The following is a 14,105-nucleotide window of genomic DNA, read 5'->3' on the forward strand; positions in this document are numbered from 1 at the left end:
GTATGCGTTGCGCGGCTAGCCGATCTGTTCGAGTTCATCATGCGCGTCGAGCCAGTCGGCTTCGAGCGTTTCGAGCCGGGCCTGGACTTCGGCCTGGCGGCGGATCGCGTCGGTCAGGCGCGTCTTCTGCTCGGGCGCGTAGCTTGCGGCGTCGGCGACGAACGCGTCCAGCGTACCCTTTTCTGCATTGAGCGCGTCCATTTCCTTCTCGATCTTGCCGATTTTCGCCTGGAGCGGCTTTTTTAGCTGCGAAAGTTTCTGACGCGTTTCAGCTTCCTGACGGCGCTGTTCCTTGCGATTGACGCCCGCATCAGCCGTGCCGTCGCCGTCGGCCGCGGCATCCTGCTTGAGCGCTGCGCGTTGATCGGCAGCATGCTGGAGCAGCCAGTCGCGGTAGTCGTCGAGATCGCCGTCGAACGGTTGCAGGCGATGCTTCGCGACGAGCATGAACTGGTCGGTCGTCGCGCGCAGCAGATGGCGATCGTGGGAGACAACGATCAGCGTGCCTTCGAATTGCGCGAGCGCCATCGTGAGCGCGTGGCGCGTTTCGAGGTCGAGGTGGTTGGTCGGCTCGTCGAGCAGTAGCAGATTCGGCTTCTGCCAGATGATGAGCGCGAGCGCGAGACGCGCCTTTTCGCCGCCCGAGAACGGCGCGATGGGCGCGGTGGCCATCTCGCCGGGAAAATTGAAGCCGCCGAGAAAGTCGCGCAGTTCCTGCTCGCGGGTGTCGGGCGCGAGGCGCGCCAGATGCCGTAGCGGCGAGTCGTCCGGACGTAAGGTTTCCAGCTGATGCTGCGCGAAATAGCCGATCTGCAGCCCCTTGCCCGTGCGCAGATCGCCCGAGAGCGGCGCGAGCGTGCCAGCGAGCGTCTTGATCAGCGTGGACTTGCCCTGGCCGTTCGCACCGAGCAGGCCGATACGCTGGCCGTTCTGGATCGACAGCGTGACCTGCACGACGATGGGCGTCTCGCTGCCATCCTCGGCGCGGTAGCCGCAACGCACGTTTTCCATCACGAGCATGGGATTCGGTGCCGAATCGGGCGTGCGGAACTCGAACGTGAACGGCGAACTCGCGTGCGCGGGTGCGATCAGTTCCATCTTTTCGAGCGCCTTCACACGGCTCTGCGCCTGGCGCGCCTTCGTGGCCTTGGCCTTGAAGCGGTCGATGAAGCTTTGCAGGTGTGCGACGGTTCTCTGCTGTTTTTCGTAGGCGCTTTGCTGGAGCGCCAGTTGTTGCGCGCGCAGGATTTCGAATTGCGAGTAATTGCCGCCGTAACGTTTGACCTGCTGATTCTCCAGATGCAACGTGACGTTGCAGACCGAATCGAGGAATTCGCGATCGTGCGAAATGACGACGAGCGTCCCGGGATAGCGATGCAGCCAGTCTTCGAGCCAGACGATCGCGTCCAGGTCGAGGTGGTTCGTGGGTTCGTCGAGCAGCAGCAGGTCCGAGCGGCACATCAGCGCCTGCGCGAGGTTCAGGCGCATGCGCCAGCCGCCGGAAAAGCTCGCGACCGGCGCGCGAGTCTGTTCGAGCGTGAAGCCAAGGCCGAGCAGCAACGCTTCGCCGCGCGCGGGCGCGGTATAGCCGTCGGCGTCGGCGAAGGCGGCGTGCGCTTCGGCCTCGGCTGCGCCGTCGTGCGCCGCCGATGCCGCGGCGATGCGCGTTTCGATCTCGCGCAGCGCGGCATCGCCGTCGAGCGTGTAGTCGAGCGCGCTGCGGTCGACTGCAGGCGTTTCCTGCGCGACGTGCGCAATGCGCCACGACGGCGGGAGCGAGAAGTCGCCGGCGTCCGCGTGCAGCTCGCCACGCAGCACGGCGAACAGCGTCGATTTGCCCGCGCCGTTCGCGCCGATAAGCCCGACCTTTTCGCCGGGATTCAGCGTGAACGAGGTGTCATTGAAAAGCGGCTTGGTGCCGCGGGCAAGACTGAATTGATTGAAGCGGATCACAGCAGGGCCAGCGAGGGAAAAACGCTATTTTACCTGGGTGGCCTGCGCGCCGGCATTCGCCGTTCGGCCAGGGTGCGTCGCACAGCGTTTCTCACGTAGACTGACGCTTTCCACGGGGAGAGCACAGGTGACGAACTCCATCTATTCGTTTTCGGCTGAGCCGCTTGGCACGGGCAGTCCGGTGAGCCTCGAACGCTATGCCGGCAAGGTGCTCCTAGTCGTGAACACGGCGAGCGAGTGTGGGTTCACGCCACAGTACGCAGGATTGCAGAAGCTTTACGACGAGTACGCCCCGCGTGGACTCGCGGTGCTCGGCTTTCCATGCAACCAGTTCGGCAAGCAGGAACCGGGCGACGCGGCGCAGATCGGCGGCTTTTGCGAGAAGAATTATGGCGTCACGTTTCCGATGTTCAACAAGATCGACGTGAAGGGGGCGAACGCCCATCCGCTCTATCGCTGGCTTACTGACGAGGCGCCAGGCATCCTTGGGCTAGCGGCGATCAAGTGGAACTTCACGAAGTTTCTCGTCGACCGCGAGGGCAATGTGGTGAAACGCTACGCGCCAGCCACGAAGCCCGAAGCCATTGCGGCGGACATCGAAAAGTTGCTCTGATCAGTCGCGCTAGAGGATGGGGGCGAAGAGGCGGGCGACGCGCATCGCGACCTTGCGCCAGGCGTGCGAGTCGCGGTATTCGCTGCGGTCGATCTCGACTGATTGCGCGAAATCGCGCAGCAGCATCGATTCGACTTCGGCTGCGAAACCGCGGTGCACTGTGAGCACCATGATTTCGAAGTTCAGGCGGAACGAGCGGTTGTCGAGGTTGGCGCTGCCGACGGCAGCGGCTACGTCGTCGATCAGCACGACCTTCTGGTGCAGGAAGCCTGGCTGGTAGCGGAAGATGCGAATGCCTGCGCGGATTGCATCGAATGCGTACAGTGTCGAGGCCTCGAACACGACGTAGTGATCGCGGCGCGACGGAATCATGATGCGCACGTCCACGCCGCGCAGCACCGCGAGGCGCAGCGCCGAGAATACTGCTTCGTCGGGCACGAGATAGGGCGTCGTGATCCATAGGCGACGGCGCGCGGCGTTGATCGCCTCGACGAAGAAGAGCGAACACGTCTCCTGGCGGTCCGCGGGGCCGGTCGGCATCACGAGGCAGAACATGTTGTCGTCGCGTGGCGCGACGTGCGGTGGTTCGCAGCCGGGCAGTTCCTGGGTCGCCCAGTACCAGTCCTCGGTGAACGCGAACTGGATGTTCGCGACCACCGGGCCGCGCACTTCGATGTGCGTGTCCCGCCATGGCGAGAGCGGCGGTTTCGCGCCGAGATATTCGACGCCCACGTTGTGGCCGCCCACGAACGCGCACTCGCCATCGACGACGACGATCTTGCGGTGATTGCGAAAATTGAGCTGGAAGCGGTTGACGAAGCGGCGCGTCGTCGAGAACGGGTGCACCACTACGCCGCCTTCTCGCAGTTCTTCGACGTAGCTCGCGGGCAGATCGAAGGAGCCGATGCTGTCGTAGAGGAAAAACGCGCGCACGCCGCGCGCCACGCACTGGATGAGTGTGTCCTTCAGCAGGTCGCCGAGCGCGTCCGCGCGCACGATGAAAAATTGCACGATCACGTAGTCACGCGCTTGCTCGATGGCGTCGAATATCGCCGAGAACGTCGCCTCTCCGTTCACGAGCGTGCGCACCGAGTTGCCCGGCACGATTGGCATGCCGCCTAGTTGGGCCATGGTCCGGATGACGCGCACGCCGAGTTCGTCGGCGGGCCATTCGCCTGCGGTGACGAGTTTGTCCCACTCGGGCGCGTGTGCCCGCGTACGCAGGGTCTCGTTGCGTAACCGCCGGGCGTCCGCGTAGCCCTCGAACTTGCTGCGGCCGAGGAAGAGATAGGGGATCAGCGTGAGATAGGGCATCGTCGCGAGCGACACGGCCCAGGCGATCGCGCCCTGTGAGGTGCGGGTTTTGAGGATGGCATGACACGCCGCCGCGAGTCCAAGGACGTGGATGATCGCGAGCAGGGTGCCGAGATGTGACCAGTCGAATTGCATAGAGGCGCGGGACGCTTCTGATGTCCGAAGACGTCGTAGCGCGGTTGCCGGAAAGCAACCATCTTACCTAACCCTGCCGCCTCGCGGCTATTGGTCTGGCCCCGATGTGTGTCGGGCGTCACGTTCAGGCGTGACGGTATGAACTGTGGGTGGTTGTGAGGCGGTTGTGAAGCGCCAGTGCGGCTGATGTCTGGTGCGTGACCGATCAGCGTTGTCGTGCGGCCCCTGCGCAGTGCCGCGCAGGGGCCTCTCCGGCTGTGAAAGCCGCTTATGTGGGCAGGTCTGCCGCCTGGATCAGGAACACCTGGTCATCGCCGGCGCTCGTCGGGAGCCAGACGAGGTCCAGTCCGCCGAACGCTGCCTCGACGTTCGCGCGCTCATTGCCGATTTCCACGACGAGTACGCCCTCGTTGGTGAGCCAGTTGCGCGCTTCCGAAAGGATGCGGCGCACGATGTCCATCCCGTCCGCGCCGCCGGCGAGCGCCATCTCCGGCTCGTGGCGGTACTCGGGAGGCAGCGCCTGCATCGAACCGGCGTTCACGTACGGCGGATTCGTCAGGATGACGTCGTAACGGCGTTCGGGCAGCGGCGCGAACAGGTCACCTTCGAAGAGCGAGATACGTTCGTCGAGACCGTGTTCGTGGACGTTGCGGCGCGCCACTTCGAGTGCCGGCGCCGAGAGGTCCACTGCGTCGATATCGGCGTTCGGGAACGCATGTGCAGCGAGGATCGCGAGGCTGGCCGAGCCCGTGCACAGTTCGAGCACTGCTCCGACTTGTTCGGGGTCCTCGACATAGGGCTGCAGGCCGTCTTCGAGTAGTTCGCCGATGAACGAACGCGGCACGATCACGCGCTCGTCGACGTAGAAGCGCAGGCCGTGCATCCACGCCTCGTTCGTGATGTAGGCAGCGGGCACGCGGTCGTTCACGCGGCGCTCGATTACGCCAAGCACGGCATCGACCTCCTCGGTCGTGAGTCGCGCGTCGAGGAAGGGATCGAGCAGATCGAGCGGCAGATGCAGCGTGTGCAGGATCAAGTACGCGGCCTCGTCGTAGGCATTGGTTGTGCCGTGGCCGAACGCCAGTTGCGCGCCGGTGAAGCGCGTCACTGCGTAGCGCAGCAGGTCGCGCACGGTGGAAAAAGTGGTCGATAGCGGGTGCGTCATGTGTGGGGCTCCGGCGGGCGTGTTCAGGCGATCAGTTGCTCGAGCACGCGTCGATATACGTTCTTCAGAGGATCGATGTATTTCACTTCGATATGCTCGTCGATCTTGTGGATGCTGCCGTTCGGCGGACCGAATTCCACGACCTGCGGGCACATGCGCGCGATAAAGCGGCCATCGGATGTTCCGCCTGTTGTCGAGAGTTCGATCGTAATGCCGGTTTCGTCCTGGATCGCCTTTTCGAGTGCGTTCGACAGCGCGCCGCGCGGCGTCAGGAATGGCAGGCCGCTCACGCTCCAGTGCAGGTCGTATTCGAGACCGTGCTTGTCGAGGATCGCATGCACGCGCTGCTGCAGACCTTCGACCGTGCTGGCGGTCGAAAAGCGAAAATTGAACTGCACGTCGGCGTGGCCCGGAATCACGTTGCTCGCGCCAGTGCCGCTGTGAAGGTTGGACACCTGCCACGTCGTAGGCGGGAAGTACTCGTTGCCGTCGTCCCACTTTTCGGCCACGAGTTCCGCGAGCGCGGGCGCGAGCAGATGCACGGGATTCTTCGCGAGATGCGGATACGCGATGTGTCCCTGCACGCCTTTGACGATCAGCTTGCCAGACATCGAGCCGCGGCGGCCGTTCTTGACGCAGTCGCCGAGCGTGTTCGTCGAAGTCGGCTCGCCGACGATGCAGTAGTCCATTTTTTCGCCGCGCTGCTGCAGCGCTTCGACAACCTTCACCGTGCCGTCGGTCGCGGGACCTTCCTCGTCGCTCGTGATGAGGAAGGCGATTGCGCCCTGATGCTGCGGATGCGCGGCGACGAACTCTTCGGTGGCCACGACGAACGCGGCGAGCGAAGTCTTCATGTCAGCGGCGCCGCGGCCGTAGAGTTTGCCGTCGCGATGCGTCGGCTCGAAGGGCGGAGATTTCCACTGTTCGAGCGGGCCGGTCGGCACGACGTCGGTGTGGCCCGCGAATGCGAGCAACGGGCCATTGGCGCCAGCCGTGCCGCGCTTCACGGCCCACAGGTTGGTCACGCCGTGCGATTCAATCGATTCGCACGTGAAGCCGAGCGCGGCGAGCCGTTCGGTCATGATGCGCTGGCAGTGCTGGTCGTCGGGCGTCACGGACGCGCGGGCGATCAGGGCTTCGGTAAGGGCGAGGGTGCCGGACATGGTGTAGGCCAATTCCAATAAAAATGCCGGCGCCGCTGGTTCGGACGGGCGCCGGCAACTGCTTGTCATGACTGCGTGCGCCCGACGCGATGCAAATCGGACGCACGGCGCGCACGCGGCGCTTCAGGCGAGGCCTGGCGTACTCAAGCGAAAAGCTCCGCGTACTGCTCGGCGGAAAATCCGAGTGTCTTCACGCGGCCGTTCACGACGATCACCGGCCGTTTGATGATCGATGGCTTGTGGATCATCAGTGCGATCGCGCCGGCGGTCGTGTCGGCTTCAGCCTTGTGTACTTCGGACAGGCCGCGCCAGGTCGTGCCGCGCTTGTTGATGAGCAGATCCAGCGACACGTCCTTGAGCCAGTCCTGGACGAGCGCATTCGACACGCCCGCCTTCTTGAAGTCGTGGAATTCGAACTCGACGCCGTGCTCTTCGAGCCACACACGGGCTTTTTTCACGCTGTCGCAGTTCGGAATGCCGTAGACGACAGTCGTGGCAACGGAACCCCTGGACTTCGCCATCAGTCGCCTCGCAGCAGCTCGTTCAGGCCGACCTTGGCGCGCGTCTTCGCGTCGACCTTCTTGACGATCACGGCGCAGTAGAGGCTGTGCGAGCCGTCCTTCGAGGGCAGGTTGCCCGCGACGACCACCGAGCCAGCCGGAATGCGGCCATACGAAACCTGGCCGGTTTCGCGATCGTAGATCTTGGTGCTCTGGCCGAGGTACACGCCCATCGAGATGACCGAGTTTTCCTCGACGATCACGCCTTCCACGACTTCCGAACGCGCGCCGATGAAGCAGTTGTCTTCGATGATGACCGGGTTGGCCTGCAGCGGCTCCAGCACGCCGCCGATACCGACGCCGCCCGAAAGGTGCACGTTCTTGCCGATCTGGGCGCACGAGCCGACCGTTGCCCACGTGTCGACCATCGTGCCTTCGTCGACGTAGGCGCCGATGTTGGTGTACGACGGCATCAGCACGACATTCTTCGCGATGAACGAACCGCGGCGCGCGATGGCCGGCGGCACGACGCGGAAACCGCCCGCCGCGAAGTCTTCGGCGGTGTAGTTCGCGAACTTCGACGGGACCTTGTCGTAGAACTGGCTGTAGCCGCCGGCGGGCATCGGCACGTTGTCTTCGAGGCGGAACGACAGCAGCACGGCCTTCTTCACCCACTGGTTGACGACCCAGTCGCCATCCTTCTTCTCGGCGCAGCGCAGCGCGCCACGGTCCAGTTCCGCGATCACGTGGGCGACGGCTTCGCGTACGTCGTTCGGTGCGGACTTCGCCGAGAAGTCTGCACGGTTTTCCCAGGCGGCGTCGATGATCTGCTGAAGTTGTTGCGACATGGTGTTGGTTTCGTGTGAGTTCGGATAGGGAAAAGCGCTACGGTGCGCGGCGCTTTGCGTTCAGGCGAGCGAGCGGCAGAAATCGACGATGCGTTGTGCACCCTCGATACATTCCTCGACGTCGGCGACGAGCGCCATGCGGACGAAATTCTGGCCCGGATTCGCACCGTGCGCGGTGCGGGCCAGATAGGAGCCCGGCAGGACCGTCACATTATAGTCGGCGTAGAGGCGCTGGGCGAACGCGGTATCGGAGAGTCCGGTGCGCGAGACGTTCGCCCAGAGGTAGAACGCGGCGTCAGGCAGACGCACGTCCAGCACCTCGGCGAGCATCGGCGTAACCGTCGAAAACTTCTGCACGTACTTCGCGCGGTTCTCGCGCACGTGTTGCTCGTCACCCCACGCGGCGATGCTGGCGGCCTGCCAGACCGGTGACATCGCCGAACCGTGGTAGGTGCGGTAGAGGAGGAAGCGCTTGAGGATCGCGGCGTCGCCGGCGACGAAGCCCGATCGCATGCCTGGCACATTCGACCGCTTCGAGAGACTCGACAGCATCACGAGGCGCTCGAAACCGCGGCCAAGGCGGTGCGCCGCCTCGAGCCCGCCGAGCGGCGGCAACGCTTCGTCGAAGTAAATTTCGGAGTAGCACTCGTCGGAGGCGATAACGAAGCCGTAGCGGTCGGACAGCGCGAAGAGCTCGCGCCAGTCGTCGAGCGTGAGCACGGCGCCCGTCGGGTTGCCCGGCGAGCAGACGTAGAGCAACTGCGTGCGTGCCCAGACGTCTTCGGGCACCTGCGAATAATCGCAGGCGTAGTTGCGGGCCGGATCGCTGTTCACGAAGTACGGCTCGGCGCCCGCGAGCAGCGCCGCACCCTCGTAGATCTGGTAGAACGGGTTCGGGCAGAGTACGATCGCGCGTCTGGCCGGATCTTTCACACCCGCGGACGGATCCACGACCGCCTGCGCGAGCGCGAACAGCGCCTCGCGCGAGCCCGAGACCGGCAGCACTTCCGTGTTCGCATCGATGGCAGGCAGCGCATAGCGCGCCTTGACCCAGCTCGCGATGGATTCGCGCAGCGCGGGGGTGCCCGCCGTCGCGGGATAGACCGAAAGGCCGTCGAGCGAGGCCATCACGGCGTCGCGGATCAGTGCAGGCGTTGGATGTTTCGGTTCGCCGATTCCCAGGCTGATGGGCCGCAGGCCGGCTTTCGGCGTGACGTCCTTGAAGAGGGCGCGCAGCTTTTCGAAGGGATAGGTCTGAAGGGTGTCGAGTAGCGGATTCACTTGGGCGTCGGACGGGCGAGAGCGAAAGACGGGCAGCGGGCGCGCGGGGCTCGTATGCGGTGTGCCGCTGGCGGCGCTCTGCACGGGCAAAGCGCCGGCGCCAAACGGGCACGCAACGGGGCACGCAACGCGCATGCTCCGGGCACGCGCCAGGCGGCTGCGAGCGCACGATTATAGCGTGGTGGCGGAGGCGACGCGCCGCCGTACCGCGCGTTGGCGACACCTGCCTGGCCCGGAGTAGTGCGCTTCGCATCGTTGATGCGGGGGGTCTCCGCCAAGGAAAACGTTCAAGCGAGTTCGAAAGTTTAATGAGGGAGCAGTAATGCGGTTTTCGACGTATCAGGGGCGCATGAATTGCGACGCGAAGTGCGCGTCGCAGAGGGCCGGGCGATGAATCAGAGCCTGCGGGCCGGATGGCCGACGCTCGCGATCATGCTCGGCGCGTCAGTGTGGGGCGTCGTCTGGTACCCGCTGCGGATGCTCGCGGCGCTGGGTGTGACGGGCACGGTCGCGAGCGCGGCGACGAGTGCTGCCGGGTGCGCGTTCGTATTGTTGCTGCGTCGCCGCTCGATCGCGACGGTGCGCTGGCACGGCGTCCTCCCGCTGCTTGGACTGGCGGCGGGAGTGACCAATCTGGGCTTCGTCTGGGGTTCGATCCACGGCGAAGTGATGCGTGTGCTGCTGCTGTTCTATCTGACCCCTGCGTGGACCGCGCTCTTCGCGCATTTTATCCTCGGCGAGCGGTTGACCTGGTCGGGTGCGGCGCTGTCCGCGCTGTCGCTGGCCGGGGCGGTGCTAATGCTGTGGTCGCCGACGCTCGGCGTGCCGCTGCCCGGCAATGCCGCCGAATGGGCGGGCCTTGCCGGCGGCATGGGCTTTGCGATGAGCAACGTGCTCGTGGTCAAAACGAGCCGCGTGTTGCCGGATATGAAGCCGGAAATGCGCACGGCCGTGATATTTGGCGGTGCGGCGGTGTTCAGTGCATGCGCGGCGGGCTTTGAGCCGATGGCGGCCGCCCCCGCCGGGCACCTGCTCACGCGTGCGGCGCTGCTTGTCATGGCGCTCGGCCTCGTGCTCGCGTCGAACAATATGATCGTGCAGTACGGTCTCGCGCGCGTGCCGGCGAACCGCGCGTCGATCATCATGCTGTTCGAACTCGTTGTCACGGCGCTCACTTCGTGGCTTTTCGCGGGTGAGGTGCCGGGTCCGCGCGAATGGGCGGGCGGCGGCTGCATCGTGCTCGCGTCGCTTTTGTCGAGCTGGTTGCACCGTACGCGCACCGCGCCGGCCAGGCGCGACGACGACGACCTGGTCGCGGCCGACGATATTGAAGACATCGACGCCGACTACAGCGGCGCAGCAGGTTCGAGCCCTCGTGGCCACCGGAATGGCGCGCGTGCGATGGTATGATTGCCGCTAATTCTCGCCGCGCAGCGCACGTGGACGTGCACCGCAAGGTGAGCCGTGGCGGCTGCCCAGTGCGCGTTCCGTCGCCGGGCAATTGCGCCGGGGCGTGGCCTGCAGCACGGGCGGTCCCGTTCACTCTCCCTATTCAAACAGCGATATCGCCGTGCGTCTGACCTCGATTAAGCTCGCTGGCTTCAAATCATTCGTCGATCCCACGCATTTTCAGGTTCCGGGCCAGCTCGTTGGCGTGGTCGGGCCGAATGGCTGTGGGAAGTCCAACATCATCGACGCAGTGCGCTGGGTGCTCGGCGAATCCCGCGCATCCGAGCTGCGCGGCGAATCGATGCAGGACGTCATCTTCAACGGCTCGACTGCGCGCAAGCCAGGCAGCCGCGCGAGCGTCGAACTCGTGTTCGACAACGCGGACGGTCGCGCCGCCGGACAGTGGGGCCAGTATGCGGAGATCGCCGTCAAGCGCGTGCTGACGCGTGACGGGACGTCGAGTTACTACATCAACAACCTGCCCGCGCGCCGACGCGATATCCAGGACATCTTTCTCGGCACGGGCCTCGGGCCTCGGGCCTACGCGATCATCGGTCAGGGCATGATCGCGCGCATCATCGAAGCGAAGCCTGAAGAGCTGCGCGTGTTCCTCGAAGAAGCGGCGGGTGTGTCGAAGTACAAGGAACGCCGCCGCGAGACGGAGAACCGTCTGCATGACACGCGTGAGAACCTCACGCGTGTCGAGGACATCGTGCGCGAGCTTTCGACGAACCTCGAGAAGCTTGAAGGTCAGGCCATCGTCGCGACGAAGTTCCGCGAACTGCAGGCGGATGGGGAGGAAAAGCAGCGCCTCCTGTGGCTGTTGCGCAAGAACGAGGCGGGAAGCGAGCAGGAGCGCCAGCAGCGTGCCATCGAACAGGCGCAGATCGACCTTGAGCGCCAGATGGCGCAACTGCGCGAGGTCGAGGCGCAGCTCGAGACGCTGCGCGTCGCGCATTACGCCGCGAGCGACGCGACGCAGGGTGCGCAGGGCGCCCTCTACGAGGCGAATGCCGAGGTGAGCCGCCTCGAAGCCGAGATCAAGTTCATCGTCGAGTCGCGCAATCGTGTGCAGGCGCAGATCGCGGCGCTTACTGCGCAACGCGAGCAATGGCAGTCGCAGGCGCAGAAGTCGCAAGACGACATCGAGGAAGCCGAAGAACAGTTGGCGATCGCGGAAGAAAAGGCCGCGGTGGCAGAAGAAGATGCGGCCGCGAAGCAGGACGCGCTGCCCGCGCTCGAGGCCCGCTGGCGCGATGCGCAGGGCGGCCTTAACGACGAGCGCGGAGCAATTGCGCAAACCGAACAGGCGTTGAAGCTTGAGGCAGCGCATCAGCGCAACGCCGACCAGATGCTGCAGCAACTGCAGCAGCGTCACGAGCGACTGAAGGCTGAAGCAGGCGGACTCGACGCACCGGACGAAGCGCAACTGGAAGAGTTGCGTATGCAACTGGCCGAGCAGGAGGAAGTCCTGCGCGACGCGCAAGAGCGGTTGTCGGAGGCGCAGGACGCGCTGCCGCGTCTCGAAGACGAACGCCGCGCCGCGCATGAGCGCGTGCAGGCGGAGAGCGCGCAGATTCACCAGCTCGAAGCACGCCTTGCGGCGCTCAAGCAGTTGCAGGAGAACGTGCAGACCGAAGGCAAGATCCAGCCCTGGCTCGACCGTCACGAGCTGGGTGCGCTGCCGCGCCTGTGGAAGAAGCTGCATGTCGAGGCGGGCTGGGAAACCGCACTTGAAGCGGCGCTGCGCGAGCGTCTCGCGGCGCTCGAGGTGTCGAACCTCGACTGGGTGAAGGCATTCGCCAGCGACGCGCCGCCCGCCAAGCTCGCGTTCTACGCGCCGCCCGCCGCGGCTCAACCGGCGAGTGCGTCCGCGGGCCTCACATCGTTGCTGTCGCTCGTGCGAATCGACGATGCCGGTCTGCGCGCGGTGTTGTCCGAATGGCTTGGTTCGACATTCGTTGCGGCCGACCTTTCCGAAGCGCTGGCACAGCGTGCGCAGTTGCCGTCGGGCGGTACCTTCGTCGTGAAGGCTGGCCACATGGTGACGCGAGTGGGCGTACAGCTTTACGCGGCCGATTCCGAACAGGCCGGCATGCTCGCACGTCAGCAGGAAATCGAGAATCTGACGCGCCAGGTGCGCGCGCAGGCACTTCTCGCCGACGATGCGCGTGCGGCAGCGATCCGTGCCGACGCTGTCCACACACAGGCCGCGCAGGTGCTCACAGAAGTGCGCCAGCAGGCCGAGCGCGCAACACAGCGCGTGCACGCCCTGCAGATGGACGTGCTGAAGCTGACCCAGGCGCACGAACGCTACACCGCACGCAGCACGCAGATTCGCGAGGAGCAGGGCGAGATCGCGGCACAGATCGACGAGCAGCGCGCGTTGCGCGCGGAGTCGGAAGCAAACTTCGAGCGTCACGACGGCGAACTGGCTGAACTTCAGGCTCGTTTCGAGGACAACCAGCTGGCGTTCGAAGCGCTCGACGAAGAACTGGGCGCAGCGCGCAATGCGGCCCGTGATCTCGAACGTGCCGCGGGCGATGCGCGCTTTGCTGCGCGCAATATGGCGAACCGCATCGAGGAACTGCGACGCAACATCCAGGTGGCACACGACCAAAGCGAGCGTGTCGCTGCGTCGCTGGAAGATGCACGTGCCGAACTGGAAACGATCAACGAGCAGACCGCGCATACTGGCCTGCAGGATGCACTCGAGATCCGGACGCAGAAAGAGGCATTGCTGCGCGTGGCGCGTGCCGAGCTCGACGACCTCAGTGCGAAGCTGCGCCAGGCCGACGAGACACGCCTTACCGCAGAACGCGCGCTGCAGCCGTTGCGAGACCGCATCACGGAATTGCAGTTGAAGGAGCAAGCAGCCCGTCTGAACGGCGAGCAGTTCGTCGAACAACTTCAGGCGGCAGGCGTCGACGAAGCGGCACTGCAGGAGAAGCTCACGCCGGACATGAAGCCGTCGTATCTGCAGGGCGAAGTCACGCGCATCAACAATGCGATCACGGCGCTCGGCCCGGTGAACATGGCGGCCCTCGACGAGCTCGCGGCGGCGACGGAGCGCAAGACCTTCCTTGACGCACAGTCTGCCGACCTCACGAGCGCGATTGAAACCCTCGAGGACGCGATCCACAAGATCGATCAGGAAACGCGTACGCTGCTTCAAGGCACGTTCGACGAAGTGAACCACCATTTCGGCGAACTGTTCCCGCGTCTCTTCGGTGGCGGCCAGGCGAAGCTCATCATGACGGGCGACGAAATTCTCGATGCGGGCGTGCAGGTCATGGCGCAGCCGCCGGGTAAGAAGAACTCGACGATTCACCTGCTGTCCGGCGGCGAGAAGGCGCTCACGGCGACTGCCCTGGTGTTTGCGATGTTCCAGCTGAATCCGGCGCCGTTCTGTCTGCTGGACGAAGTGGACGCGCCGCTCGACGATGCGAACACCGAGCGTTTCGCGAACCTCGTGCGGGCGATGTCGGACAAGACGCAGTTCCTGTTCATCTCGCACAACAAGATTGCGATGGAAATGGCCCAGCAGCTTATCGGCGTGACGATGCAGGAGCAGGGCGTGTCCCGTATCGTCGCGGTCGACATGGAAACGGCGGCAGGTTTCGCACAAAATACGGTCTGAAGGTCGGTGTGCGACACACGAGGGACGGCGCCGGACGAAAGGCC

General features: G+C 64.8%; 10 protein-coding genes. 3 read left to right on the forward strand and 7 right to left on the reverse strand.

Annotation, left to right across the window (positions count from 1 at the left end):
* Positions 1 to 15: 15 nt before the first annotated feature.
* Positions 16 to 1,953 carry an ATP-binding cassette domain-containing protein gene (locus D1Y85_RS07300; RefSeq protein ID WP_124150381.1) on the reverse strand — a complete coding sequence of 646 codons (1,938 nt, stop codon included), beginning with the start codon at positions 1,951 to 1,953 and terminating at the stop codon, positions 16 to 18.
* Positions 1,954 to 2,080: 127 nt separating this feature from the next.
* Between D1Y85_RS07300 and D1Y85_RS07305 the strand changes: the two genes are divergently transcribed.
* A complete protein-coding gene (locus tag D1Y85_RS07305) occupies positions 2,081 to 2,566 on the forward strand; it encodes a glutathione peroxidase (RefSeq protein ID WP_124150382.1) in 486 nt (161 codons plus the stop codon).
* A gap of 9 nt (positions 2,567 to 2,575) precedes the next feature.
* Here the strand turns inward: D1Y85_RS07305 and cls are convergent, their stop codons facing one another.
* The 6 genes from cls to dapC all read right to left on the reverse strand — a co-directional run bounded on the left by cls (position 2,576) and on the right by dapC (position 8,972).
* Positions 2,576 to 4,015 carry a cardiolipin synthase gene (cls, locus tag D1Y85_RS07310; protein ID WP_124150383.1) on the reverse strand — a complete coding sequence of 480 codons (1,440 nt, stop codon included), beginning with the start codon at positions 4,013 to 4,015 and terminating at the stop codon, positions 2,576 to 2,578.
* Between the two features lie 268 nt (positions 4,016 to 4,283).
* On the reverse strand, positions 4,284 to 5,180 hold the full coding sequence (gene prmB / locus D1Y85_RS07315) for a 50S ribosomal protein L3 N(5)-glutamine methyltransferase (RefSeq protein ID WP_124150384.1): 897 nt from the start codon (positions 5,178 to 5,180) through the stop codon (positions 4,284 to 4,286).
* Between the two features lie 23 nt (positions 5,181 to 5,203).
* On the reverse strand, positions 5,204 to 6,343 hold the full coding sequence (dapE, locus tag D1Y85_RS07320; protein ID WP_124150385.1) for a succinyl-diaminopimelate desuccinylase: 1,140 nt from the start codon (positions 6,341 to 6,343) through the stop codon (positions 5,204 to 5,206).
* A gap of 143 nt (positions 6,344 to 6,486) precedes the next feature.
* A complete protein-coding gene (locus D1Y85_RS07325) occupies positions 6,487 to 6,864 on the reverse strand; it encodes an ArsC family reductase (protein ID WP_124150386.1) in 378 nt (125 codons plus the stop codon).
* Complete coding sequence (gene dapD, locus D1Y85_RS07330) at positions 6,864 to 7,691, reverse strand: 2,3,4,5-tetrahydropyridine-2,6-dicarboxylate N-succinyltransferase (RefSeq protein ID WP_124150387.1); 828 nt, start codon at positions 7,689 to 7,691, stop codon at positions 6,864 to 6,866. The genes D1Y85_RS07325 and dapD overlap by 1 nt, the downstream gene beginning before the upstream one ends.
* Before the next feature lie 60 nt (positions 7,692 to 7,751).
* Positions 7,752 to 8,972: a succinyldiaminopimelate transaminase gene (gene dapC / locus D1Y85_RS07335; RefSeq protein WP_246024820.1), complete on the reverse strand. Its 1,221-nt coding sequence runs from the start codon at positions 8,970 to 8,972 to the stop codon at positions 7,752 to 7,754.
* Between the two features lie 390 nt (positions 8,973 to 9,362).
* Between dapC and D1Y85_RS07340 the strand changes: the two genes are divergently transcribed.
* Both D1Y85_RS07340 and smc read left to right on the forward strand, forming a co-directional pair.
* Positions 9,363 to 10,382 carry a DMT family transporter gene (locus tag D1Y85_RS07340; RefSeq protein WP_124150389.1) on the forward strand — a complete coding sequence of 340 codons (1,020 nt, stop codon included), beginning with the start codon at positions 9,363 to 9,365 and terminating at the stop codon, positions 10,380 to 10,382.
* A 160-nt stretch (positions 10,383 to 10,542) separates the two neighbouring features.
* Entirely contained in the window at positions 10,543 to 14,061 is a 3,519-nt protein-coding gene (gene smc / locus D1Y85_RS07345) for a chromosome segregation protein SMC (protein ID WP_124150390.1), read from the forward strand.
* Positions 14,062 to 14,105 lie beyond the last annotated feature (44 nt).

The sequence above is a fragment of the Paraburkholderia dinghuensis genome (genome assembly GCF_003837865.1).
Lineage (GTDB): Bacteria > Pseudomonadota > Gammaproteobacteria > Burkholderiales > Burkholderiaceae > Paraburkholderia > Paraburkholderia dinghuensis.